This window comes from Pseudomonas sp. PvP028, assembly GCF_017832255.1.
Lineage (GTDB): Bacteria > Pseudomonadota > Gammaproteobacteria > Pseudomonadales > Pseudomonadaceae > Aquipseudomonas > Aquipseudomonas syringae.
In genome coordinates this window covers 3,385,446-3,408,416 of sequence record NZ_JAFIBL010000001.1, presented here as the reverse complement: position 1 = coordinate 3,408,416, position 22,971 = coordinate 3,385,446, and the positions used below count along the sequence as shown (strand labels likewise).

Annotated in this window: 22 protein-coding genes; 11 read left to right on the top strand and 11 right to left on the bottom strand. The window is 60.9% G+C overall.

All coding sequences use genetic code 11. The features are described from left to right. Window positions 1-23: 23 nt before the first annotated feature. The gene (locus tag JOE34_RS15165; protein WP_032659258.1) at window positions 24-599 is read left to right on the top strand and encodes an ankyrin repeat domain-containing protein; all 576 of its coding nucleotides are present in this window, start codon (window positions 24-26) and stop codon (window positions 597-599) included. Window positions 600-611: 12 nt separating this feature from the next. On the opposite strand, the gene JOE34_RS15160 is transcribed toward JOE34_RS15165, so the two are convergent. The 3 genes from JOE34_RS15160 to JOE34_RS15150 form a co-directional block, all read right to left on the bottom strand. Then, window positions 612-2,705 (bottom strand): PAS domain-containing protein, encoded by a 2,094-nt coding sequence (locus JOE34_RS15160; protein WP_032659260.1) that lies wholly within the window; start codon window positions 2,703-2,705, stop codon window positions 612-614. 215 nt (window positions 2,706-2,920) lie between these two features. After that, window positions 2,921-3,145, bottom strand: coding sequence for a DUF6434 domain-containing protein (locus JOE34_RS15155; RefSeq protein WP_003391466.1), 225 nt, complete (start codon window positions 3,143-3,145; stop codon window positions 2,921-2,923). 108 nt (window positions 3,146-3,253) lie between these two features. Continuing rightward, window positions 3,254-4,138: a LysR family transcriptional regulator gene (locus JOE34_RS15150; protein WP_024649341.1), complete on the bottom strand. Its 885-nt coding sequence runs from the start codon at window positions 4,136-4,138 to the stop codon at window positions 3,254-3,256. Between the two features lie 99 nt (window positions 4,139-4,237). Here JOE34_RS15150 and JOE34_RS15145 point away from each other — a divergent pair, with 99 nt between their 5' ends. Next, window positions 4,238-4,717 carry a multidrug/biocide efflux PACE transporter gene (locus JOE34_RS15145; protein ID WP_003344131.1) on the top strand — a complete coding sequence of 160 codons (480 nt, stop codon included), beginning with the start codon at window positions 4,238-4,240 and terminating at the stop codon, window positions 4,715-4,717. A gap of 103 nt (window positions 4,718-4,820) precedes the next feature. Beyond that, entirely contained in the window at window positions 4,821-5,654 is an 834-nt protein-coding gene (locus JOE34_RS15140; RefSeq protein ID WP_046265839.1) for a PhzF family phenazine biosynthesis protein, read from the top strand. A 6-nt stretch (window positions 5,655-5,660) separates the two neighbouring features. Here the strand turns inward: JOE34_RS15140 and JOE34_RS15135 are convergent, their stop codons facing one another. Further along, on the bottom strand, window positions 5,661-6,812 hold the full coding sequence (locus JOE34_RS15135; RefSeq protein WP_003391460.1) for an MFS transporter: 1,152 nt from the start codon (window positions 6,810-6,812) through the stop codon (window positions 5,661-5,663). A gap of 224 nt (window positions 6,813-7,036) precedes the next feature. Here JOE34_RS15135 and rarD point away from each other — a divergent pair, with 224 nt between their 5' ends. Further along, the gene (gene rarD / locus JOE34_RS15130; RefSeq protein WP_003315903.1) at window positions 7,037-7,921 is read left to right on the top strand and encodes an EamA family transporter RarD; all 885 of its coding nucleotides are present in this window, start codon (window positions 7,037-7,039) and stop codon (window positions 7,919-7,921) included. A gap of 3 nt (window positions 7,922-7,924) precedes the next feature. Here the strand turns inward: rarD and zapE are convergent, their stop codons facing one another. After that, complete coding sequence (gene zapE, locus JOE34_RS15125; protein WP_046265838.1) at window positions 7,925-9,040, bottom strand: cell division protein ZapE; 1,116 nt, start codon at window positions 9,038-9,040, stop codon at window positions 7,925-7,927. A gap of 77 nt (window positions 9,041-9,117) precedes the next feature. Further along, complete coding sequence (locus JOE34_RS15120; protein ID WP_046265837.1) at window positions 9,118-10,563, bottom strand: SulP family inorganic anion transporter; 1,446 nt, start codon at window positions 10,561-10,563, stop codon at window positions 9,118-9,120. Between the two features lie 144 nt (window positions 10,564-10,707). Between JOE34_RS15120 and ampC the strand changes: the two genes are divergently transcribed. Continuing rightward, on the top strand, window positions 10,708-11,865 hold the full coding sequence (ampC, locus tag JOE34_RS15115; RefSeq protein WP_046265836.1) for a class C beta-lactamase: 1,158 nt from the start codon (window positions 10,708-10,710) through the stop codon (window positions 11,863-11,865). On the opposite strand, the gene ada is transcribed toward ampC, so the two are convergent. Both ada and JOE34_RS15105 read right to left on the bottom strand, forming a co-directional pair. Further along, window positions 11,854-12,960: a bifunctional DNA-binding transcriptional regulator/O6-methylguanine-DNA methyltransferase Ada gene (ada, locus tag JOE34_RS15110; protein WP_003391454.1), complete on the bottom strand. Its 1,107-nt coding sequence runs from the start codon at window positions 12,958-12,960 to the stop codon at window positions 11,854-11,856. The genes ampC and ada overlap by 12 nt on opposite strands. Window positions 12,961-13,029: 69 nt before the next feature. After that, window positions 13,030-13,710: a DNA-3-methyladenine glycosylase gene (locus tag JOE34_RS15105; protein WP_024693754.1), complete on the bottom strand. Its 681-nt coding sequence runs from the start codon at window positions 13,708-13,710 to the stop codon at window positions 13,030-13,032. Between the two features lie 260 nt (window positions 13,711-13,970). On the opposite strand from JOE34_RS15105, the gene efeU reads away from it, so the two are divergent. Genes efeU through efeO (JOE34_RS15085) form a run of 4 tightly spaced genes read left to right on the top strand, consistent with a single transcriptional unit; the run spans window position 13,971 to window position 18,241 of the window. After that, on the top strand, window positions 13,971-14,825 hold the full coding sequence (efeU, locus tag JOE34_RS15100; protein WP_004417080.1) for an iron uptake transporter permease EfeU: 855 nt from the start codon (window positions 13,971-13,973) through the stop codon (window positions 14,823-14,825). An 8-nt stretch (window positions 14,826-14,833) separates the two neighbouring features. Continuing rightward, a complete protein-coding gene (gene efeO, locus JOE34_RS15095) occupies window positions 14,834-16,045 on the top strand; it encodes an iron uptake system protein EfeO (protein ID WP_032659268.1) in 1,212 nt (403 codons plus the stop codon). A 19-nt stretch (window positions 16,046-16,064) separates the two neighbouring features. Continuing rightward, window positions 16,065-17,387, top strand: a complete 1,323-nt coding sequence (efeB, locus tag JOE34_RS15090) for an iron uptake transporter deferrochelatase/peroxidase subunit (protein WP_024664591.1) — start codon at window positions 16,065-16,067, stop codon at window positions 17,385-17,387. Between the two features lie 29 nt (window positions 17,388-17,416). Continuing rightward, a complete protein-coding gene (gene efeO / locus JOE34_RS15085; RefSeq protein WP_003427240.1) occupies window positions 17,417-18,241 on the top strand; it encodes an iron uptake system protein EfeO in 825 nt (274 codons plus the stop codon). Between the two features lie 428 nt (window positions 18,242-18,669). Here the strand turns inward: efeO (JOE34_RS15085) and JOE34_RS15080 are convergent, their stop codons facing one another. The 3 genes from JOE34_RS15080 to JOE34_RS15070 form a co-directional block, all read right to left on the bottom strand. Continuing rightward, window positions 18,670-19,440, bottom strand: a complete 771-nt coding sequence (locus JOE34_RS15080) for a molybdopterin-dependent oxidoreductase (RefSeq protein ID WP_003344155.1) — start codon at window positions 19,438-19,440, stop codon at window positions 18,670-18,672. Further along, window positions 19,437-20,057, bottom strand: coding sequence for a cytochrome b/b6 domain-containing protein (locus JOE34_RS15075; RefSeq protein ID WP_003427555.1), 621 nt, complete (start codon window positions 20,055-20,057; stop codon window positions 19,437-19,439). Before JOE34_RS15075 ends, JOE34_RS15080 begins: the two co-directional genes overlap by 4 nt. 74 nt (window positions 20,058-20,131) lie before the next feature. Continuing rightward, on the bottom strand, window positions 20,132-20,737 hold the full coding sequence (locus JOE34_RS15070; protein WP_004417075.1) for a hypothetical protein: 606 nt from the start codon (window positions 20,735-20,737) through the stop codon (window positions 20,132-20,134). Between the two features lie 170 nt (window positions 20,738-20,907). Between JOE34_RS15070 and JOE34_RS15065 the strand changes: the two genes are divergently transcribed. Together JOE34_RS15065 and JOE34_RS15060 are read left to right on the top strand one after the other, a co-directional pair. Further along, window positions 20,908-21,597 carry a heavy metal response regulator transcription factor gene (locus JOE34_RS15065; RefSeq protein WP_002554192.1) on the top strand — a complete coding sequence of 230 codons (690 nt, stop codon included), beginning with the start codon at window positions 20,908-20,910 and terminating at the stop codon, window positions 21,595-21,597. Next, window positions 21,576-22,964, top strand: a complete 1,389-nt coding sequence (locus JOE34_RS15060) for a heavy metal sensor histidine kinase (protein ID WP_003427546.1) — start codon at window positions 21,576-21,578, stop codon at window positions 22,962-22,964. The genes JOE34_RS15065 and JOE34_RS15060 overlap by 22 nt, the downstream gene beginning before the upstream one ends. Window positions 22,965-22,971 lie beyond the last annotated feature (7 nt).

Genomic DNA, 22,971 nt, shown 5'->3' with positions numbered 1-22,971 from the left:
CGGTTCCCGTCAGGAGAACGCCCATGAAGCATCTGATCTATGGCTTGCTGCTGTTTGCCGCAGCCGCTAACGCCACACCACCGGCATCGACCCCCACCCCCACTCCACCGCCTTCAGAGCTGAGCGCCGAACAGACTGCCAGCCAACTGCGCACGCTGTTTTTCGACGCCTCCCGTGAAGGCAACAACCCGATGCTGGACACGTTTATCGAGGCTCATTACGACCTCAACATCCGTGACGAACAAGGCTATACCGGTCTGATTCTGGCGGCCTATCACGGCCATGAGGATTCGGTGATACGCCTGATAGACGCCGGAGCGGACCCATGCGCCAAGGACAATCGCGGCAATACGGCGCTGATGGGTGCGATTTTCAAAGGTGAACTGAGCATCGCCAAGCGTCTGGTGCAGGCAGATTGTGGTGCGAACCTCACCAACAATGCCGGACAGACTGCGGCCATGTACGCCGCCTTGTTCAAACGCACTGAAGTGCTCAAGGAGCTGACCGACAAGGGCGCAGACCTGAGCATTCGTGACAGCATGGGCAATGACGTAGAAGGCTTGTCCAAGGGTGAATTCCAGGCGCCGCCTGTCCGCTGACGGCGGCTGGAATCAGTCTTCGCGCTCGATCATTTCGTAGATGCGGCTGGCAAACGCTTCCATGGTGAAGGGTTTGGTGAGCACCCACATCCCCGGATCCAGATGGCCGTTGCCAATGATGGCGTTCTCTGCGTAACCCGTAATGAACAGCACTTTGAGGTCGGGTCGAATGATGCGCGCCGCATCGGCCAATTGCCGGCCATTCATGCCACCCGGCAACCCGACGTCGGTCACCAGCAGGTCGATACGCGCATCGGACTCCAGCACCTTGAGCGCAGATGCGCCTTCGCCCGCCTCGATCGGAATGTAGCCCTGGTCCTCCAGTACTTCGGCCACCAGCATGCGGATGGTCGGCTCATCGTCGACAATCATCACGGTGCGCTCGGTCTGTACCGACGTCGATTCAGAGGCATCCGCAGACTCGATCTCTTCCGGCGCCCCAAGGTAATGACGCGGCAGGTACAGGCACATGTTCGTGCCCTGATCAGGCTCGGAATAAATGCGCACCTGGCCGCCGGACTGGCGCACGAAACCGTACACCATCGACAACCCCAGCCCCGTGCCCTGCCCCAGCGGCTTGGTGGTAAAGAAAGGATCGAATGCCCGATTGATGACCTCGGGCGACATGCCTGTGCCGGTGTCGCTGACACACAACGACAGGTACTGCCCGGGGATCAGATCGCGGCTTTGCGAACCACGCTCGTCAATCCAGCGGTTGGCTGTCTCGATGGTAATCCGCCCGCCTCGCGGCATGGCGTCCCTGGCGTTGATGCACAGGTTCAACAAGGCATTTTCCAGCTGCGGTGCATCGATGAACGTTGACCACAATCCGACCGAGGTCACCACCTCCACGGTGATGTGCGGCCCGACCGTGCGCCGAATCAGTTCTTCCATGCCGATGACCAACCGGTTGACGTCGACCGGCTTGGGGTCCAGGGTCTGCCGACGCGAAAACGCCAGCAATCGATGAGTCAGTGACGCCGCACGTTTGGAAGCATCCTGCGCAGCCCCTATGTAGCGGTCCAGTTCATTGAAACGACCCTGGCTCACCCGCGTCTTGAGCAGTTCCAGCGAGCCCGTGATGCCGGTCAACAGGTTGTTGAAGTCGTGGGCGATACCGCCAGTCAACTGGCCTACGGCTTCCATCTTCTGCGACTGGCGCAAGGCTTCTTCAGCCTGGCTCAGGCGCTTCTGCTCGCGCAGCCGCTCGCTGACATCGTAGGCAAACAGGTAAGCGCCAATGGCCTGCCCCTGAGCATTGCGCAGCGTGCTGTAACGTATTTCAAAATGGCTGGCCGGATCGTTCGAGTCGCTGAAGCTGACGCTTTCGGCGAACTCCTCGCCCGCTAACGCACGCGTCCAGCGCCGTTCAAGATCAGCCTTGCTCTGCGGCCGGTCGTCGAGCAGGTCGAGCATACTGTCACCCACTTGCGGCCGGACGCCGAACAGGCGCTCGAACTCGCGCAGGGCAGCGCCATTGATAGCCATCCAGCGAAAATTGCAGTCGACGACATGAATGATCGCATTGGTGCCGTTGACGACATCGGCCAGCACATTGCGCTCGGCCACGGCTTCGACAATGCGCGCCTCCAGTGTTTCGTTCAGTTGCTTGAGCGCCAGCTCGGCGCGCTTGCGTTCAGTGATGTCTTGAAACAGTACCGCGACCTGCCGGCGGCTGGCCGGCTCGATGCGAAACGCGGTCAAAGCCAGATAACGCCCGGTGGCCACCAGCTCGCGCTCGAAACGGATCGGCTTGCCGGTCCGCAACACATCGCCGTAAAACTCCACCCAGCCATCAGCCTCCTCGCGAACCATCTCGCGCAGCTTCTTGCCCACCACGTTGGAAATGCCGGCGTGGTACTCGTAGGCCGGGTTGGCTTCGACGTGAATGTAATCGCTCAGCGGACCGTGCGGCCCGTCAAAGAACTCAATGATGCAAAAGCCTTCATCCATCGCGTTGAACAGAAAACGATAACGCTCTTGGGATTGTGCCAGGGCGTATTCGGCCTCCCGACCGGTGACACTCAGGCTCTCTCTAAGCGAGGCGTTTTCCTGCTCCAGAGCCGCTAACCGGCTCTGGAGACGTTGTAAATCTGTCGGGGTCACAGCGGCGGCACCTGAGGTATTGGTTGTGCCGCTTTCCCGTCGTGCGGGGCGACGCGAACACGCTACGAGAAAAAACGCTCGCTTGCAAAAATAATGGCTTTTTGAGTTCAGAAATTGGTGGTTTTCGTCAAATCAGATCGAGACATGCTTTTGTGAACAGTCTTCACCAGCACAGGACCTGCCGTGCGGGATCGGTCCCATTGCGGCGCACGCTGTCAGTTCGACGCTGAGGTTGCCGCATGCAGGCGCAGCCATTGGTCTGCGACTTGCCCCATGTTCTTGGGCTCGCCATTTTTGATCCACGCCATGAATGGCCGATCGAACCTGAACGACGCCCCGCACTGCAAGGTCATGAAGCGCCTCACGTTCTGCGTGTTCCGATAGTCGTCATTCACTGGCGTGTCGCGCGTGATGAGGTCGGAGTGCCAATCGAAAGCCATGCCTGATTCCTCGTGCTGTCGGGTTGCAGACACTCTTTATAAAGGGATTCTGCTGCAGTCGCGAGACTGGAAAAGCTTGTGCCGTACAGGAAATTGCGCAAACCCGACTCACTCTCCCGCAAACGGCACCAGCGACTCAAGCAGCCACGCGCCCGCAGGCCCCAGACTGCGTTGGAACGACCAGATGACGTCCACCGCCGAGCGCCGCGGCCAGCCGGAGACTTGCAGCTCTTTCAGAAGGCCGCCCGAATAGCGCGACACCAGCCAGCGCGGTAATGCCGACCAGCCAAACCCGAACGCAGCCATGTCCATCAACAGCAGGTAATTGGGTGCCGACCAATGCCGATGGCCGCTAGTGGGCAGGTCGTCGGTGGGGATGCTGTGCTCGATCAGCGTATTGAGGCGCAAGGCGCGATAGCGGGCCAGCTGTTGGTAATCGACCCGTTCCAGTGCGGCCAGTGGATGTTTGTGCGACACGAACAGACCGAAATCGGCACTTTCCTCGATGGTCGCGTGACCGATTTCCGGTGGGTAGCTGGCTTGCGCCGACAGCAGCCCCAGTGAAGCCCTGCCCGACTGCACCAGGCTGATGGCGTCGCCATGCTCGGCGAACACGCATTCCATTTCCAGCTCTGGAAAGCGTTGATCGAGCTCGGTCATCAGCCGTTCGAAATCGGCAAACTGGTTGGCATCCGACAGCACCAGCGTCAGCCGTGGCTCGACCCCTGCCGCAAGCCGCGCAGCCGCGCGACGCAGCCGGTCCGAGGCGCACAGCAGATCATCGACACGGCCCAGCATGACCCTCCCCGCTTCGGTCAGGACCGGTTGCCTGGAAGAGCGATCGAACAGCTCCAGCCCCAGATCGATTTCCAGGCGGGCGATCGCTTCACTGATGGTCGATTGGCTCTTGCCCAGACGGCGTGCGGCCGCGCTGAACGAACCCAGCGCGGCAATCTGGGCGAAGGCTTCCAGGGCTTCTGGCGAATAACTCATGGCGCTCTCATATCGGTTTAACCGATGGTATTGATTTTCAACTTAACGTAAACACCGATGATAATACCGCCATCAATCATCACCAAGGGCAACGTAGTCATGAGTAACAGCCAACCGCACATCGACCGGCAACCCGGCGTCGCCAGCAAAACCCTGCGTGAGCGGGCGATGCATGCCGCGCTGTTCGAGATCGGCGGTGTGATTCTGGTCGCACCACTGCTGGCCTGGCTGATGGACCAGTCGCTGGCGATGATGGGCGCCATGACGGTGATGATCTCGACCATCGCCATGCTGTGGAACATGACCTACAACGCGCTGTTCGACCGCCTGCGCAACCGCTACGGATTTACCATGAGCCTGACGGTCCGCGTCCTGCACGCAACGGGTTTCGAAGCCGGACTGATTCTGGCCGTGGTGCCGCTGGCCGCATGGTGGCTGACGATCAGCCTGATGGAAGCGTTCTGGCTGGACATCGGTCTGCTGCTGATGTTTCTGCCCTATACCCTGCTGTTCAACTGGGCTTACGACACGCTGCGTGAGCGCCTGATACAGCGACGTCTGGCGAGGTGTGAGGTGTGATGCATCAGGCACACGCATACCGTGCATCAAATGTTCTCACTGGATAATCAAATCCTCGTCATTGCACACTGTCCTCTACTGACCCAGGCAAGGATACCCTTCGATGACAACTGAAGTACTCAAACTGGCGGCGTTCAGCGACGGAGATCGGGGTGGCAATCCGGCAGGTGTGTGGATTGGCGATGCGTTACCCGAGGATGCCGTCATGCAGCAGATTGCCGCCGACATCGGTTTTTCCGAAACGGCGTTCGCTGCGCCTGTCGAAGGCGGCTGGCGGGTGCGGTATTTCTCGCCGCTGGCAGAAGTACCGTTTTGCGGGCACGCCACCATCGCCCTGGGCGCAGCGCTGGCGGCGCAGCAAGGCGATGGCGTGTTTCAGCTGACACTCAATCAGGCGCAGATTACGGTCGAGGGCCACGCACAGCGCTCGCTGACGTCGGCGGCGCTGCAATCGCCACCCACGTTCAGCAAGCCGGTCAGTGTGCCGTTGCTGGAAGAAGCATTGGCGCTGTTCGGCTATAACCATGCCGATCTGCATGAGCGCATTACCCCCGCGCATATCAATGGCGGTGCCGGGCATCTGCTGCTGGCGCTGAACAGCCGCGAAAAGCTCAAGGCCATGCGCTACGACCAGCAGACGGGTCACGACCTGATGGTCCGTGAAGGCTGGGCGACGATTCTGCTGGTGTGGGCCGAGACCGATCAGTTGTTTCACACCCGCAACCCGTTTGCGTTCGGCGGCGTCTACGAAGACCCGGCCACCGGCGCGGCCACGGCAGCGCTGGGCGGCTATCTGCGTGATATCGGCTGGCCGCATGGCGGTTTGATAGACATTATTCAGGGCGAGGACATGGGCAGCCCATCGCGTCTGCGCGCCGAAATCCCGCAGCAACCGGGAAGCTCGATCCGGGTGTCGGGGATGGCGCGCAGGTTGTAATACCGATCAGGTCCTGAGTTTGCTGCCCCCGATCGCCACGCCCACCAGCATCACGGCAACGATCATGAACGCCAGCTCAAGACTGCTGACATGGGCAATGAAACCGATTGCCGCAGGACCGATCAGAATCCCGGCGTAACCGACTGTGGTAATGGCCGGGATTGCCACGCTTTCAGGCATGGTCTTCTGCCGACCGGCTGCGCTGTAGCAGACCGGCACGATGTTCGAGCAACCCGCCCCCACCAATGCATACCCCAGCAGCGCCGCCTGCCAGAACGGGATCAATGTCGCGACGGCCAGGCCCGCTGCGGCACACAGTCCGCCGAGAATAATCACTCGGTTGGAGCCGACGCGTTTTACCACTGCATCGCCAAACAGCCGCCCAAGGGTCATGGTCGCGGCGAATACCGCGTAACCCAGCCCGGCATAGGAAGGCTCGACACCACGCAACGAGGTCAGGAATACCGCGCTCCAGTCGAGCATCGCGCCTTCGGCCAGAAATACGGTGAAGCAGAGCAGGCCAATGAACAGCACCACGCCACGCGGGATTGCAAAGGCTGGCCCATCGGCCGGACTGCCGTAAGGCAACAGATTCGGCGCCGCTTTGGCCAGCGCGACCAACGTCAGGAAGACCACGATCAGCATCGCCGTGAATGGCGAGATACCCAGGCTGAGCAAACCGGCGACGCCCGCTGCACCGACAATCCCGCCAAGGCTGAACAGGCCGTGAAACCCCGACATCATGGTCTTGCCGCTGGCGCGCTCGACAATTACCGCCTGCACGTTGGCCGTGCAGTCCACTCCGCCCATGCTCGCGCCAAACAGAAACAGCGTGGCGATCAATAGCGGCAGACTGGAAATCGTCGCCAGCAGCGGCAGGCACAGGCAGATCAATAGCGTCGAACACACCAGCAGACGCCGACAGCCAAAGCGCGCCGCCAGTGCTCCCGCCAGCGGCATCGAAATGATCGAGCCCACCCCCAGACACAGCAACAAGAGCCCAAGCGTGCCCTCATCAAGGCCCATCCGCTGTTTGACGTAAGGCACCAGCGGCGCCCACGAGGCCACGCTGAAGCCGGCAATGAAAAACGCGATACGCGTCGAAGACTGCTCCGCCCGAGCCTTGGCATCCTGGGCTGCGGTGCTGAAAGAGGTCATGCATGCTCCTTGTAATTTACCGAGTACGGTCACACCGGCCAGCGCGACAGCCTAACAAATCTGATCGGTTAGCCAAAACCTCTGATGCACTTGGAAAGGGCTCGTTCCATCGCCGTGCAGAGGCCGTCTGATTTGCAGCTTTTTGCACCTCAGGCCAGTAGACTGGCGACCACGCGCACCAGACGGGTGCGCAATCTGTCGAATCAGCTGTTGCGGAGGCCGTTGTGTACAAAGGTGTGGTGTTGTCGGTCCTGGCGTCTACGCTGTTCGGGGTCATGTATTTCTATACGTCACTGATGGCCCCGCTCGACGGCGAAGAAATCTTCGGCTGGCGCATGCTGCTCACCGTGCCCTGCGCGACGCTGTTCATGCTGGTCAGCGGTGACTGGCGGCGAGTCCGCGAAGTGGCTGTCCGACTCAGGCAGCAACCGCTGCTGATCTTCGCGCTGCTGCTGTCTTCGGTGCTGCTTGGTGCGCAGTTGCTGATCTTCATGTGGGCACCGCTGCACGGGCGCAGTCTGGAGGTGTCGCTGGGCTATTTCCTGCTGCCGCTGAGCATGATTCTCACCGGCCGCGTGGTGTATGGCGAGCACCTCTCCTACTTGCAGAAAGTTGCTGCGGTGTTTGCCATGATCGGCGTGGCGCATGAGCTGTGGCGGCTGGGCAGTTTCTCCTGGGAAACCCTGCTGGTCGCGGGCGGCTATCCGCTGTACTTCGTGCTGCGTCGCACGCTCAAGACCGATCACCTCGGCGGGCTCTGGTTCGACATGCTGCTGATGCTGCCCATCGGCCTGTGGTTCATCGCCCACGGCCATCCGCAGGCCATTCAACAGACACCGCTGTTGTACCTGCTGATTCCGTTGCTCGGGGTAATCAGTGCCTCGGCGCTGGTCAGTTACATCCTTGCCAGCCGTCTGCTGCCGTTCAGCCTGTTCGGACTGCTCAGTTATGTCGAGCCGATCCTGCTGGTCGGCGTCGCCCTGCTGCTGGGCGAGAGCATCGGTCGCGATGAATGGCTGACGTACCTGCCGATCTGGATGGCCGTCGTGGTCCTGATGATCGAAGGCGCCAAGCACATGCGGGCCCAGCGCCGCCGCGATGCGAGCTAAGCATCAGGACTCGGTGAAACGCTCCAGCTGCATTTCCTGAAGTCGACTGAGGGTGCGCCGGAAGGCAAACGACAGGTAGCCCTCGGTGTACAGCTCGTCCATCGGCACCGGCGCTTCGACATACAGCGGAATGCGCCGGTCATAGCACTCGTCGACCAGCGCGATGAAGCGCCGCACGCCATCATCGTTGGGCGACAACTGCGGCAGCTCGCGATCGCCTGCGGTCACCTGCTCGACGCCATCCTCGGTACCGCGGGCAATTTTCGCTTCGCGCTGTGCGGCCCCCAGCAGCGGCACCTCGCTGAGCAGAATCACCGAAAAGCGATCGCACAAGGCGATGAAATCCATGGCCGCCAGCGGCTGTTCGCAAAGGTCGCGATAGCGGCACCACACGGCCGTGTCGGAATGCTGAACTACATTAATGCTGCGATAACCGAGCATGACCTGCGAATCGTGAACCGGCTGATCCGCGCTCAACGCTTCGAAGATGCCCTGCAAGGCGCTGGGTCGACCGGCTTCGGCAATCCAGTAGCGCTGATGCAGTTGCCCGGGGTGCAGCCGGTGATCCTCGCCGCCGTCGACGGCCACGACATCCATGTACTTCAGAATGGCCGCAACCGCTGGCAGGAAGCGCTCGCGATTGTGGCCATGGCTGTATAACTGCTCCGGTGGCTGGTTGGACGTGCAGACCAGCACCACGCCCTCTTCGAACATCACCTGCAACAGCCCGCCAAGGATCACTGCGTCACCGATATCGGTGACGAACAGCTCATCGAAACACATCACCCGCACGTCACGCGCCAGCTCCTTGGCGACCACGGTCAGCGGTTGGGAAGTGCCCATCAACTCGAACATGCGTTTGTGCACCCAACGCATGAAGTGATGAAAATGCTGACGCCGGGCCGGTACGCTCAGGCTTTCGAAAAAGCGGTCCATCAGCCAGGTCTTGCCACGTCCGACCGGCCCCCACAGATAAACGCCACGAGCCCGACCGCGAGCGTCGGCCAGCCCCTCATAACACGCCTGCAATTGCCGGGCGGCCTGCAACTGCGCCTGATCGGGTTGAAAACCACGCTGGACGGCACGTTCGTAGGCTTGCAGAGGAGAGACGGCATCCATCAGGCACACACCCTTCGCTATCGGAGAAAAGACATCCAGCCTATAAGAGGCTGCGCCGCGCAACTCATCAACTCAACTCAGGCATGCTGCACGCCGGCACGTTTGAGCAATCGCTTGCAGCGCTCGGACAGGTGTACCACACGCAAATGCTTGTCCGCTTTGGCGTAGCGCTCGCGCAGGGTTTTGAGCGCAGCGATGGCCGAGTAATCGACAAAGCTCAGGTGGCGGCAGTCCAGTGTCACCTGCGCCGGGTCTTCGGCCGGGTTGAACTGGTCGAGAAACGGTGTGGTCGAGGCGAAGAACAGCGTGCCATGCAGGTGGTAGACCTTGCTGCCGTCGGCTTCGACATGGCTGTCGGCGTACAGCTCGCGAGCCTGCTGCCAGGCGAAATTGATTGCTGCAATGATAATCCCGAACAGCACTGCGGTGGCCAAATCGGTCAGCACCGTGACCACGGTCACGGCAATGATCGCCAGGACGTCGTTGACCGGCACCTTACGCAGCACGCGCAGCGAAGCCCAGGCGAAGGTCTGCTGGGCAACCACGAACATCACCCCGACCAGCGCCGCCAATGGAATGCGCTCGATCAGCGGCGAGAGGAACAGCACGAACATCAGGATCATCAAGCCCGCGACCACGCCCGACAGACGACCACGGCCGCCAGAACTCAGGTTGATCACGGTCTGGCCGATCATCGCGCAGCCGCCCATGCCGCCGAAGGCACCGGAGACCACGTTGGCAGCGCCCAGCGCCACGCACTCGCGATCCGGATAACCACGGGTTTCGGTGATCTCGTCGGTCAGGTTGAGGGTCAGCAGGGTTTCCAGCAGACCGACCAGCGCCATCAGGATCGCGTAAGGCGCGATGATGCGCAGCGTCTCCAGATTCCACGGAATGTCCGGCATGGCGAATACCGGCAAGCCACCGGCAATGTGCGCCATGTCGCCCAGGGTGCGGGTCGGCAGGCCGAGCAGGTAGACCGCCAGCCCGACGCTGAGGATAGCCACCAGCGCTGGCGGCACAATGCGGGTCAAGCGTGGCAACAGGTAGACAATCGCCATGGTCAGCGCCACCAGCCCGAGCATCACGTACAGCGGCGTACCGCTGAGCCATGATTCACCCAACTTGAAGTGCTCCAGTTGCGCCATCGCGATGACGATCGCCAGGCCGTTGACGAAGCCCAGCATCACCGGATAAGGCACCAGCCGCACCAGTTTGCCGAGCCGCAGCAAGCCGAACAGGATCATGATCAGACCGCCCAGCAATACGGTCGCCAGCAAATACTGCACACCCTGCTGAACCACCAGCGCGACGATCACCACCGCCATGGAACCGGCCGCACCGGACACCATGCCCGGACGCCCGCCGAACAGCGCGGTCAGGGTACAGATGATGAACGCACCGTAGAGCCCCATCAGCGGATTGAGATGGGCGACCAGCGCAAAGGCGATGCACTCGGGCACCAATGCAAAAGATGTGGTGAGGCCTGCCAGGACTTCGGCACGTATACGGATCGTTTTCATGGGTTACCTGAGCGGCGCTCCATGGAGGAAGCGCAAAAAAGGGGGCATATTACGCAAACCTTTGACGACCGACCACCACGGTGGGGCTTCCAGGAAAGCTCTCTGATGATCGGCCCATGCCCCAAAACAACAAGGAATAATCCAATGCAATGGAATGGAGCGCTGCTCTGCACAGGACTTCTGCTGTTCAATGCGGTGGCTGTTGCCGACGATGACACAGCGTCTGTCGACGCATTCGTGCAGGCAGAAGCCAGCAAAGTGATGCAGGAAAATCATATCGCGGGCCTGTCGATCGCCGTTACTCGCCAGGGCAAACAGCAGTTCTACACCTATGGCGTCGCGTCAAAAGCCACCGGCCAGCCAGTCACCCGCGATACGCTGTTTGAACTCGGCTCGATCAGCAAGACCTTCACCGCCACCCTCGCTACCTGGGCGCAGGCCAATGGGCAGCTGTCGCTGACGCAAAGCATCGACAGCTTTATTCCGCAGTTGCAGGCCACGCGGCTGGGTAAGGTGCCGGTTTTCCATCTGGGCACCCACACGGCTGGCGGCTTCCCGCTTCAGGTGCCGGATAAAGTGCAAAACACCCGCCAGTTGATGGAATATTTCAAGGCCTGGCAGCCCGACTATCTGCCCGGCACCCATCGCACCTACGCCAACCCCAGTGTGGGCCTGCTCGGCATGGTTGCGGCGCGCAGCATGAAACTGCCGTATGAACAGGCTCTGCAGCAGCGGCTGTTTCCGGCGCTGGGTCTGAGTAATACCTATATCAACGTGCCCGATGAAAAACAGGCGCTGTATGCGCAGGGCTACAACAAACTCGACGAGCCGGTCAGGGTCAATCCAGGTCCACTGGCGGCTGAAGCCTACGGAGTGAAATCGAGCAGCAGCGACTTGCTACGCTTCGTCGAAGCGAACATCGGGCTCGGTCAAAACGACGCCGCGCTGCAAAAAGCCCTGCGCGATACCCGGACCGGCTATTTCAAGGTCGGCGGCATGACTCAGGACCTGATCTGGGAGCAGTATCCGCTGCCGGTTCATCTGGAAACGCTGCTTGAGGGCAATGCCAGCGCCATGCTGAACACGGTCAAAACCGAAATGATCGAGCCACCGCAGGCAGCGCAATCTTCGGTCTGGGTCAACAAAACCGGATCAACCAACGGTTTCGGCGGCTATGTGGCGTTCATTCCGGAGCAGAAGTTGGGGATTGCCATCCTCGCCAACAAAAACTACCCGAACGAGGAGCGGGTGAAACTGGCCTATCGGATTCTGCAGAAAATGGGCTGCTGCTCAACGCCCTGAAAACAGTCCTGTCCCCTCGGCCGCTTCGATTTCAAGCAGCTTGCGCTTGCGCTCGACGCCCCAGCGGTAGCCCGACAACGATCCATCGCTGCGCACCACACGGTGGCAGGGAATGGCCACTGCGAGCTTATTCGCACCGCAGGCATTGGCAACCGCACGGACTGCACTGGGCAGTCCTATCTGCGTCGCGATCTGCGTGTAGGTGGCCGTCGATCCGGCAGGAATGTCCCTGAGCGCCTGCCAGACCCGCTCCTGAAACACCGTGCCGCGGATATCCAGTGGCAGCGCCAGGCCGGTCGCGGGTGATTCGACAAAACCCACGACCTCGGCAACCAGTTGTTCGAACGCTGCGTCTGCGCCGATCAGGTTGGCGTTGGGAAACTGGTCCTGGAAAGCTTCGATCAGCGCATGCGGGTCATCACCGAGCGAAATTGCACAGATGCCCTTGCTGCTCGTGGCCACCAGAATCGAACCCAGCGAACTTTCACCCAGAGCGAACCTGATATCGACATTGGTCCCGCCCGCGCGGTATTCGGAAGGTTTCATGCCAAGCATGTTCTGCGATGCCTCATAGAACCGACTGTTGGCGTTGTAGCCCGCCTCGTACAACGCACGGGTAATGCTGACGTCCTGTGAGAGCTGGACTTTCACCCGCGAGCGTAACGAGGCAACACTGTAGGCCTTGGGCGTCAGCCCGGTCAGCCTTTTGAAAATACGGTGAAAATGAAAACCGCTCATCCCGACCTGCTCCGCGAGCTCGGTCAGAGTGGGCATCGATTCGGCGGCATCGATCAGTCTGCAAGCCTGGGCGACGGCTTGCGCGTGCTTGAGCTGCAGCGCATGTGAGTCGCCGGCATTGCGCAGGGACGGGCGAAACCCGGCGGCCTCGGCGTCGTGTGCACTATCAAAAAACACCACGTTTTCCGGACGCGGCAGCCGGGTCGGGCTGCACGGGTTGCAATAGATGCCAGTGGTCAGCACGCCGTAAACGAAGGCAGCGCCAGCGTCTGAACGCCGATTGACCAGGATGTCCCAGCGCGGATCGTCTTCAGTGCGCAGGGCGCGTGCCGGTTGAGTGCGTTCTGTACTGTCCATGGTCGAGCCCGCCTTGAGTTTCGATAAGACTGCGCCTGTCAGAGCCACTGGGCACTCCGAGTCTTGCTTTCAAATTCGAGATGAGCCGAGTTCGCTGAAATCGACCGGCACTCGCCACAGATACCAGGCGGCGATGGTTCGGTAAGGCGCGAAGCGCTCGGCAAGCCGGGCCATTTGCCGGTGCGACGGCTTGAGTTGCAGAGCATACAGTCGCCGGTAGCCTTCGCACACGCCGAAATCGCTGGCTGGCATCACATCCAGCTGACCGAGCCCGTAGATGAGCATCATCTCCACGGTCCAGCGGCCCACGCCCGGTAGCTGGATCAGGCGTTCGACCAGCGCCTCGTTGCCCATCGCCAGCGCAGCACTGACCTCAGGCACCAGACCGTCCAGCCGCGCCGCAGCAATCGCCTTGATCGCCCGGCATTTGGACGCCGAGAAGCCACAGGAGCGCAGCGCCTGATCATCCAGATCGACCAGTGCCTGCGCGCCCGGAAAGCTGACCTCTGGAAGGCTGTCATCCAGAAACAACGCACGCAGCCTCCTGACCATCGCATCGCCTGCCCTGGCATGCAATTGCTGATAGGCGACCGCCTTGACCAGCGCTTGAAACGGGTCCTGCGCTGCGCTGACCGGATGCAGACAAGGGCCGACATGGTCGATCAACGACTGCCATTGCACGTCTATGGACCTAAGCGCCGCGACCGCCTCAGCATGCTCGCGGTCAGCGCTGTGTGATTTTGATGACATGATGACTTCCAGATTGAAGCGGCCAGGCGGGCAAACAGGGTTTACGCAGAGGCGGAAATGATCGCTGATTTGCGAAGACCGCGGAACATTCAAAACACCGTGACCGATTAGCTGAACCTGACCTGAACGACCTGCCAAAAACGCATAGCCGATAAAAAACAACTACCCGCATTCAAGAATGAGTATCATTATGTTACGCAGTGTTTCCGGCCTACGACCCGCTAAGACACGTTCACCCTACAGCTTTGACTCGGTGAGATATGCTTGTTCCCTTTTTGATCATGCTGCGCGAAGGCATCGAAGCCGCGCTCATCGTTGGCATTATCGCCAGTTACCTGAAGCAGACCGGCCGCGGCGAGTGGATGCCTGCGGTATGGATCGGCGTATTTCTGGCTGCCGCGCTCTCGCTGTTCGTCGGCGGCGGGCTTGAGTTGATGAGCGCAGAGTTTCCGCAGAAGCAGCAGGAACTGTTCGAAGGCATCGTCGGCCTGATCGCGGTCGGCATTCTCAGCTCCATGGTGTTCTGGATGCGCAAGGTCGCACGGTCGATAAAAAACGCGCTGCATGAATCACTCGACGCCGCCCTCACCGGCTCGAAAAACCAGACCTACGCGCTGATTGCCATGGTGTTTTTCGCCGTGGCCCGCGAAGGCCTGGAGACCGTCTTCTTTCTGCTCGCCGTGTTCCAGCAGAGCGACGGCTCCGGCGCGCCGCTGGGCGCCCTGCTCGGCCTGTTACTGGCAGTCGCTTTCGGTGTGGCCATCTACAGCGGCAGCATGCGCCTCAACCTGAGCCTGTTTTTCCGCTGGACCGGGTTGTTCATTCTGGTAGTGGCGGCGGGGATCCTCGCCAACTCCGTCCAGGCACTGCATGAAGCCGGGGTCTGGAATCACCTGCAGGAAGTGGTTTTCGACATCAGTGCGCTGCTACCGATGGACGGTCCTGCCGGTTCGGTACTGGCGGGCATGTTCGGTTACCAGGACGCGCCGACGGTCAGCACCCTGAGTGCCTACCTGATTTACCTGATCGGGGCGCTGCTGCTGTTCTTCAAGCCGCACACCCCGGCCGCTGGCAAGGTCATGCAGCCAAACACATCTTCTGTTACGAACGAATAAGGGCCTCCATGTCTAACCGTCCCTCAGGGCCTTCCGGGAAAGCCCGGCCGCCCCGTGTCCTGCGATTGGCAGTCGCCGGCTCAGTGATCCTGATGATCGCCGCAGGCGGGCTGTTCTACTACGCCTCGCAGGTCGCAGCCAAAAAGCGCGCGGCCAATGCCGGTACTGAGACCGTGGTCAATATCCACGCTCATAACTGCGAACCGAACGCCTTGACGGTCGCTGCGGGCAAGAACGCCTTTCGCATCGTCAACCGCTCGGAACGCGCCGTCGAATGGGAAATTCTCGATGGCGTGCTGGTGATTGAAGAACGGGAAAACATCGCGCCAGGGCTGAGCCAGGTGATCAATGCCAACCTGACGCCCGGTGATTACACGATTACTTGCGGTCTGCTGAGTAATCCGCGCGGCACCTTGCACGTCACGCCGACGGCAGAGTCCGACGCCAAGGCCAAGGCGCGTCCGTCCATGACCGCCTTCATCGGGCCGCTCTCCGAGTACCGCGTGTACCTGAGCCTGCAAAGCTCGGCGCTGATCAAGGCCGTCACAGCCCTGCAACAGGCCATTGATGCCGGCGACCTGAGCGCCGCCCAGGCGGCCTACCTGCCCGCCCGCGCCGTCTACCAGCGCATCGCACCGGCTGCACAGCGCCTTGCCGAGCTGGACAATGCGATCAATGCCCGCGCCGACTATTACGAGAAACGTGAACAGGATCCTGGCTTCGGCGGCTTTCACCGAATTGAATATGGCCTGTACGAGCTACACAGCGTCGAGGGCCTGGCGCCGGTCGCGCAGCGTCTGCAAACCGACGTCACCCAGCTCAAGCAACAGTTGATGGCGCAATCGCTGGCGCCCGAACAGCTGGCGGCCATTGCCACGCGCACCCTGCGCAGCCTGGCTGAGGTACGCAGCAACGGCGAAGAGGAACGCTACAGCCACAGCGACCTCAACGGCTTTGCCGCCAACCTGGACGGCACCCGCAAGATCGTCGACCTGCTGCGGCCGTTGCTGGCCCGCAGTGCGGGTGATCTGTTGCAGAAGATCGACGCAGCCATTGCTGATCTGGACACCACGCTTGATGCGTTGAGCACCGCCGATGGTGGCGTGCGTCCCTACGATCAGGTGGATAAGGTGCAGCGTCAGCAGATCGCCGCCAAGGCTGGCGCTCTGGCTGACGCACTCAATGGCATCGACCCGGCACTCGGCCTCTCCGGCCTTTGATTTACTGGAGCACAGCACGATGAAAAATCCGGACAGCAATTCAGACACGAGCAATGCTCCGGCCTCCCTGCAACGCCGCCGCGTTCTGATGGGGCTCGGCGCTGCAGGGGCCGCGCTGGCTGGCAGCAGCCTGAGTGGCAACGCACTTGCCGCAGCACCTGCGCAGGTCGCCGAAGCGCCGAACAGTGAGAAAACGCAGGACCACAACGAGTTTCACGGCCTGCATCAGAGCGGCATCGTCAACCCGCGCCCTGCTGCGGGCATGCTGGTGGCATTCGATGTTCTGGCCGCCGACCGTGAAGACCTGGAACGTCTGTTTCGCACCCTGAACGAGCGCATCGCGTTCCTGATGACCGGTGGCCCTGTGCCGGAGATCGATCCGAAACTGCCACCGCCGGACTCGGGCATTCTCGGTCCGGTGGTGACCCCGGACAACCTGACCATCACCGTGTCGGTAGGCGAGTCGCTGTTCGACGAGCGTTTCGGTCTGACCCCGGTCAAGCCGAAACGCCTGAGCCGCATGACCGGTTTCCCCAACGATGCGCTGGATCCGGCCAGTTGCCATGGCGACCTGAGCATCCAGTTCTGCGCCAACACTGCCGACAGCAACATCCATGCGCTGCGCGACATCGTCAAGAACCTGCCCGACCTGCTGCTGGTGCGCTGGAAACAGGAAGGCACCGTGCCGCCGCAGGCACCGAAGAAACCCGGTCAGCCGCCGGAAAGCGCGCGCAACTTCCTGGGTTTCCGGGATGGCTCGGCGAACCCGGATTCCAACAACCAGAAGACCATGAACGAACTGGTCTGGGTGCAGCCGGGCAGCGACGAACCGGCCTGGGCCGCCAACGGCAGCTATCAGGCGGTGCGCATCATCCGCAACTTCGTCGAGCGCTGGGACCGCACGCCCTTGCAGGAGCAGGAGTCGATTTTCGGCCGCAGCAAAAGCACCGGCGCGCCCATGGACGGCAAAGTCGAGAGCGATGTGCCCAACTACGCAGCCGACCCGGAAGGCAAGAAAACCCGACTGGATTCGCACATCCGCCTGGCTAACCCGCGTACCGCCGAAAGCCAGCGCAACCTGATACTGCGCCGCCCGTTCAATTACTCCAATGGAGTGAACAAGAACGGTCAACTGGACATGGGCCTGCTGTTCATCTGCTATCAGGCCGATCTGGAAAAAGGCTTCATTACGGTACAGAGCCGGCTTAACGGCGAGCCGCTGGAGGAGTACCTCAAGCCGGTCGGTGGCGGCTATTTCTTCACCCTGCCGGGGGTAACCGGCGACCAGGATTTCATCGGTCGCTCGCTGCTGGCGGCCGTATCGTCCACTCAAAACGCATGACCTATCCACTCCTGACCCGGAAGACACTCATGAAAAAGACGCCCCTGGCTTTGCTCCTGACCCTTGGCCTGCTCCAGACTCCACTGGCGGCCTTCGCCGCCACCGCGCCGCTGGATCTGGTAGGCCCGGTGTCGGACTACAAGATCTACGTGACCGAGAACATCGAAGAACTGGTCAGCCACACCCAGAAATTCACCGATGCCGTGAAAAAAGGCGACATCGCGACAGCCAAAAAGCTCTACGCCCCTACTCGCGTGTACTACGAGTCGGTAGAGCCGATTGCCGAACTGTTCAGTGACCTGGACGCGTCCATCGACTCGCGCGTCGACGACCATGAACAAGGCGTGACGGCGGAAGACTTCACCGGCTTCCATCGCCTGGAGTATGCGCTGTTCTCGCAGAACACCACCAAGGATCAGGGCCCTATCGCCGACAAGCTGTTGAGCGACGTCAAAGACCTGGAAAAGCGCGTGGCCGAGCTGACCTTCCCGCCGGAAAAAGTCGTCGGCGGCGCCGCAGCCCTGCTGGAAGAAGTGGCAGCGACCAAGATCTCCGGCGAGGAAGACCGTTACAGCCACACTGACCTGTATGACTTCCAGGGCAACATCGATGGTGCGAAGAAAATCGTCGACCTGTTCCGCCCGCAGATCGAACAGCAGGACAAGGCCTTCTCGAGCAAAGTCGACAAGAACTTCGCCACCGTGGACAAAATCCTCGCCAAGTACAAGACCAAGGACGGTGGCTTTGAAACCTACGACAAGGTCAAAGAGAACGACCGCAAAGCCCTGATCGGTCCGGTCAACACCCTGGCAGAAGACCTCTCGACCCTGCGCGGCAAACTGGGCCTGAATTGATCTGAAGCGCCGCGCCTGAAAGTGCTTTTTAACGCGATGGCACTGACGACGCAAATTGCGACGTAAGTGACGGCTGAGTCCTGGCGCTGATCCGGGGGTAGCCTGGCAGGACGCCAGGCTAGCCGCACCGGGCCATGGAGGGCCCGTTGCGGCGACCCCCGGATCAGTGACAGGGCGAAGGAACCCGACGAAGTCGGGCCGGAAACGGAGCTGCGGGCTTTGCCTACTTTGGCCCCATCAAAGTAGGTCGCCGAGGGGCGAAAAGGTGACCTGAGCCGAACCTCAATCCACCTGACAAAGAAAAAACCGCCATGTGACGCAGAGCGTCACGAAAGGCATTCCCACGCTAGAGCGTGAGGAACGAGAGGAGCTCGTGAGAACACCTATCGTGCCCATGCTCCACATTTCGGGACGCTCTGCGTCCGTTCCTAGATCCCGCTGAACCAGTTGTACCCCTGATCCTCCCAATACCCTCCAGGATTCTCGTTACTGACGAAAATCTCCACGATGTGCTTGGGATTCTTGAAGCCCAGCTTGGTCGGCACCCGCACCCGCAACGGGTAACCGTAATCAGGTGGCAGCGCCACTTCACCGAAGTCCAGCGCAAGCAACGTCTGCGGATGCAGCGCAGTAGGCATATCCAGACTTGAGTAATAGCGGTCAGCGCACTTGAAACCAACAAAACGCGCGGTCGTGTCAGCGCCGATATACTCCAGGAACGTCTTCAGCGGCACGCCGCCCCACTGCCCTATCGCACTCCAGCCCTCGATACAGATCAACCGCGTGATGTCCGTGCGTTGCGGCAGTTTGCGCAGCGCCTCCAGCGTCCACGGCTGCTTGTCCCGCACCAGCCCCGACACCGCCAGCTGGTAATCGGAAAGATCCAGCTCCGGCACATTGTATTCAGGGTAGAACGCATTGAACGGGAACGGATTGGTCAACTGCGCCTTGCTGTAGGTCGGCGCCAGCTTCTGGCCGTTGAACAGCCAGGCCTGAACCCGGTCATTCCAGCGCGACATGGCCCACAGCACTTTATCGACCTGATCGCCATCCTGCAGGTTGCAGCCTGTGAGCATCGACATCGCGCCCACGGTCAGCCCCGCGCGCAAAAACGAGCGGCGCTGAATATCGACCAGCTGGCGCTCTTGCGCGGGCTCAAGGCGGATACGCTGAGTGATGCGTTTACGTGGTTCGTTCATGATTGCGCAGTTCCGTCTTCGTTCGGCTGGCGGCCGCCGGTAATCATCGGCAGCAAAGTACTGGGCACCAGCACGACCAGCAGCAGATGGACGATAACGAACGCGCCGATGGCGGTCATCGCCCCGAAATGTACCCAACGGGCGAAATCGAATCCGCCCAGCAGACTGACCAGCTCCTGAAACTGCACCGGTTTCCAGATAGCCAGACCGGACAGCACGACCAGCACGCCCATGGCCAGCACCAACCAGTACATCAACCGTTGCACGGCGTTGTAACGGCCTTTGACGTGGACCAGTCGAAAACGCAACGCGTCGCTCATGTCACGCGTCACTTCGGACGGCCGGACCGGCAACAGGTCGCGTTTGAAATGGCGGCTGAACACGCCATACAACACATAAATCAGACCGTTGATGACCAACAGCCACATCACCGCGAAGTGCCAGGCAATGGAACCGCCCAGCCAGCCGCCGAGTGTCAAGAATTTGGGAAAGGTGAACGGCATCAGTGGCGATGCGTTGTAGATCGCCCAACCGCTCATGAACATACAAACCATGCCCACGGCATTGACCCAGTGGGTCAGGCGCACCGGCCACGGATGGATGGGGCGGGTTTTCATGTCGAGATCCCTCTGATCAGGCCTGGAAAAGGCTGTCAGGGGCAGCCTTGCGCCCCTGACAGCTCTGGCGGTGATTACATCGGCGGGGTGAAACCACCTTTGCCGACGGCCACACCACGAGCGGACTTGCCGTCGTCAGCCGGGAACACCACGACCTTGGCGCCCTTGGTCAACTGGGCGACCTTGCCTGGCTCGACGTAGGCGATAGGCACATCCTGCGGCACCACCAGTTTCTTCTCGCCACCCTCGTATTTGACGGTCAGCGTGCGACCATCGGTGCCAGCCAACGTGCCAACGGTGCCATTGGTCATGGTGCCGGTGCTGCCATCAGCGTTTTCCCAGCCATAGTGACCTTCGCCACTGCCTTTGAGGCTCGCCTCAAAAACGGTCACTTCCAGCGCTTTCAGTGTGCCGTCCGCCTGCGGGATGGCAGCCGAACCGACAAAACTGTCGCCTTTGATTTGCTTGAAGTCAGCTTCGGACACAAGACGAATACCGGTCTTGTCAGTCAGCTTGATGCTTTCGTGCTGACCCGAACGGGTGGTGAAATCGAGGGTGTCGGCGCTGACGCTGTCGACGGTCCCACGCATCGGTTTGACCACCTTCATGTCGGCAGCCTGGGTCATGACAGCGGCACTGAGCAACAGCAGGCCGAACGTAGTAGAGAGTGCAGTCTTCATCGGTACTTCCTTGGCAGGTGAGATCTGAAACCCATCTTTGCACCGCTACCGGCACCGCAGAATGACCGGGCAATGACATTTTTGTCATTCGTCGGACACCTTGTCGGCAACTGGTTAGACTCCGGCATCGGCGCACCATGGGTGCAGGCAAAAGCGTAGCGGACAAAACGATGCATATCCTGCTGATTGAAGATGACACCAAAACCGGCGAGTACCTGAAGAAGGGTCTGGGTGAGTCCGGCTACAAGGTGGACTGGACCCAACACGGGGCCGACGGCCTGCACCTGGCGCTGGAAAACCGCTATGACCTGATCGTGCTGGACGTGATGTTGCCGGGCATCGATGGCTGGCAAATCATCGAAGTACTGCGCGCCCGGCAGGACGTGCCAGTGCTGTTTCTGACCGCGCGCGACCAGTTGCAGGACCGGATTCGCGGCCTGGAACTGGGTGCCGACGATTATCTGGTCAAGCCGTTTTCCTTCACTGAACTGCTGCTGCGCATCCGCACCATCCTGCGCCGGGGCGTGGTACGCGAGGCGGACCACTTTCATCTGGCCGATCTGGAACTGGACCTGCTGCGCCGCCGCGTAACGCGCCAGCAGCAGGTCATCGTGCTGACCAACAAGGAGTTCGCCCTGTTGCACCTGTTATTGCGCCGCGAAGGCGACGTACTGTCCAGGGCACAGATTGCCTCGGAAGTCTGGGACATGAATTTCGACAGCGACACCAATGTCGTGGACGTCGCCATCAAGCGCCTGCGCAGCAAGGTGGACCTGCCCTACCCGGTCAAACTCATCCACACCGTGCGTGGCATCGGTTATGTGTGCGAGGTGCGGCCATGCGACGCCAGCCTTCCTTGACCCTGCGTTCGACCCTGGCCTTTGCCCTGGTGGCGATGCTTACCGTCAGCGGCGCCGGCCTGTACCTGTATCAGTCCATCGAAGAAACGGTCATGCAACGCAGCGACCATGCCGTGCTCGCGCGGCTGGACCACTTTCGCAAGCTGCTGCGCTATGACTTGACCATGGACAACCTCAAAGGCAGCCCGCAGCTGTTCGAGAACATGCTCGACAGCGAAGAAGACATCTTCATCATCGGCGAGCCAGGCAAATCACCAGTGATCTCGGTCAACCCGCAGCACGCGCCTCTGCCGGAGCTGCCGACCGTGGCGCAGGACCAGCCGCTGCAGGTCGACGACCTGCGCAGCGGCATGAGCCTGCAAGGCGTGCCGTTGCGCGCTGCTGCCGTGCAGGTGATGTCCAACGGTGTCGAAGTACGCTTGCAGGCCGCACACCTGATGGTCAAGGAAATGGCCATGCTCGCCAGCTTCCGTCAGCGCATCTATATAGCCGTGGCCCTGGCGTTTCTGATCACCGCAGCGCTGGGCTATGTGCTGTTGCGCCGCGGCTTGCGTCCGCTGCGCAGAATGGCCGCCCATGCCGCCGCAATCACCCCGGCCAGCCTGCACAAACGCCTCGACAGCCGTGATACGCCCGTCGAACTGCAACAACTGAGCGACGCGTTCAACGCCATGCTTGACCGTCTGGACGATGGCTACCGACGCCTGATGCAGTTTTCTGCCGATCTGGCCCACGAAATCCGCACACCGGTCGGATCGCTGATGGGCCACTGCCAGGTCGCCTTGCGCCAGAACCGCAGCGCCGATGAATATCAGGCGCTACTGGCCTCCAATCTGGAAGAGCTGGAGCGCATCTCGCGGCTGGTAGAAAGCATTCTGTTTCTGGCACGGGCGGACGAAGCCCAAGCCGCGCTGGAACGTCAGTCGCTGGATCTGCATGATGAGCTGCAACGGGTCGCCGGCTATTTCGAGGGGCTGGCCGAAGAACGCAATCTGACCCTGAGCACCCACGGACAAGGCACGTTGCTGGCCGATCCTATTTTGCTGCGGCGTGCACTGAGCAATCTGGTCGCCAATGCGATTCGCTACGCCGATGAAGACAGCGAAATTCTGATGCGGGTGACGGCTGTGGACAGGCACTGGAAGATCGATGTGGAGAATCAGGGACCGGTGCTGCCGCAAGCCACACTCGCGCGCTTGTTCGATCGTTTCTATCGCGGTGACGCCTCACGCCATGAGCGTTCGGATTCCAACGGCCTGGGGCTGGCGATCGTCACGGCAATCATGCAACTGCACGGCGGTCGGGTCGAAGTCGATCAACCCGCCGTCGGCAGAATCTGCTTCAGTCTGATATTCCCGGCGGCCTGAAGCCTGC

What these genes read in the sequence shown, in the direction of transcription:
- JOE34_RS15165 (WP_032659258.1), top strand. Translation starts at nt 24, where the DNA reads ATGAAGCATCTGATCTATGGCTTGCTGCTGTTTGCCGCAGCCGCTAAC.
- JOE34_RS15155 (WP_003391466.1), bottom strand. Translation starts at nt 3,145, where the DNA reads ATGGCTTTCGATTGGCACTCCGACCTCATCACGCGCGACACGCCAGTG.
- JOE34_RS15150 (WP_024649341.1), bottom strand. Translation starts at nt 4,138, where the DNA reads ATGAGTTATTCGCCAGAAGCCCTGGAAGCCTTCGCCCAGATTGCCGCG.
- JOE34_RS15145 (WP_003344131.1), top strand. Translation starts at nt 4,238, where the DNA reads ATGAGTAACAGCCAACCGCACATCGACCGGCAACCCGGCGTCGCCAGC.
- JOE34_RS15140 (WP_046265839.1), top strand. Translation starts at nt 4,821, where the DNA reads ATGACAACTGAAGTACTCAAACTGGCGGCGTTCAGCGACGGAGATCGG.
- JOE34_RS15135 (WP_003391460.1), bottom strand. Translation starts at nt 6,812, where the DNA reads ATGACCTCTTTCAGCACCGCAGCCCAGGATGCCAAGGCTCGGGCGGAG.
- zapE (WP_046265838.1), bottom strand. Translation starts at nt 9,040, where the DNA reads ATGGATGCCGTCTCTCCTCTGCAAGCCTACGAACGTGCCGTCCAGCGT.
- JOE34_RS15120 (WP_046265837.1), bottom strand. Translation starts at nt 10,563, where the DNA reads ATGAAAACGATCCGTATACGTGCCGAAGTCCTGGCAGGCCTCACCACA.
- ampC (WP_046265836.1), top strand. Translation starts at nt 10,708, where the DNA reads ATGCAATGGAATGGAGCGCTGCTCTGCACAGGACTTCTGCTGTTCAAT.
- ada (WP_003391454.1), bottom strand. Translation starts at nt 12,960, where the DNA reads ATGGACAGTACAGAACGCACTCAACCGGCACGCGCCCTGCGCACTGAA.
- JOE34_RS15105 (WP_024693754.1), bottom strand. Translation starts at nt 13,710, where the DNA reads ATGTCATCAAAATCACACAGCGCTGACCGCGAGCATGCTGAGGCGGTC.
- efeU (WP_004417080.1), top strand. Translation starts at nt 13,971, where the DNA reads ATGCTTGTTCCCTTTTTGATCATGCTGCGCGAAGGCATCGAAGCCGCG.
- efeO (WP_032659268.1), top strand. Translation starts at nt 14,834, where the DNA reads ATGTCTAACCGTCCCTCAGGGCCTTCCGGGAAAGCCCGGCCGCCCCGT.
- efeB (WP_024664591.1), top strand. Translation starts at nt 16,065, where the DNA reads ATGAAAAATCCGGACAGCAATTCAGACACGAGCAATGCTCCGGCCTCC.
- efeO (WP_003427240.1), top strand. Translation starts at nt 17,417, where the DNA reads ATGAAAAAGACGCCCCTGGCTTTGCTCCTGACCCTTGGCCTGCTCCAG.
- JOE34_RS15080 (WP_003344155.1), bottom strand. Translation starts at nt 19,440, where the DNA reads ATGAACGAACCACGTAAACGCATCACTCAGCGTATCCGCCTTGAGCCC.
- JOE34_RS15075 (WP_003427555.1), bottom strand. Translation starts at nt 20,057, where the DNA reads ATGAAAACCCGCCCCATCCATCCGTGGCCGGTGCGCCTGACCCACTGG.
- JOE34_RS15070 (WP_004417075.1), bottom strand. Translation starts at nt 20,737, where the DNA reads ATGAAGACTGCACTCTCTACTACGTTCGGCCTGCTGTTGCTCAGTGCC.
- JOE34_RS15065 (WP_002554192.1), top strand. Translation starts at nt 20,908, where the DNA reads ATGCATATCCTGCTGATTGAAGATGACACCAAAACCGGCGAGTACCTG.
- JOE34_RS15060 (WP_003427546.1), top strand. Translation starts at nt 21,576, where the DNA reads ATGCGACGCCAGCCTTCCTTGACCCTGCGTTCGACCCTGGCCTTTGCC.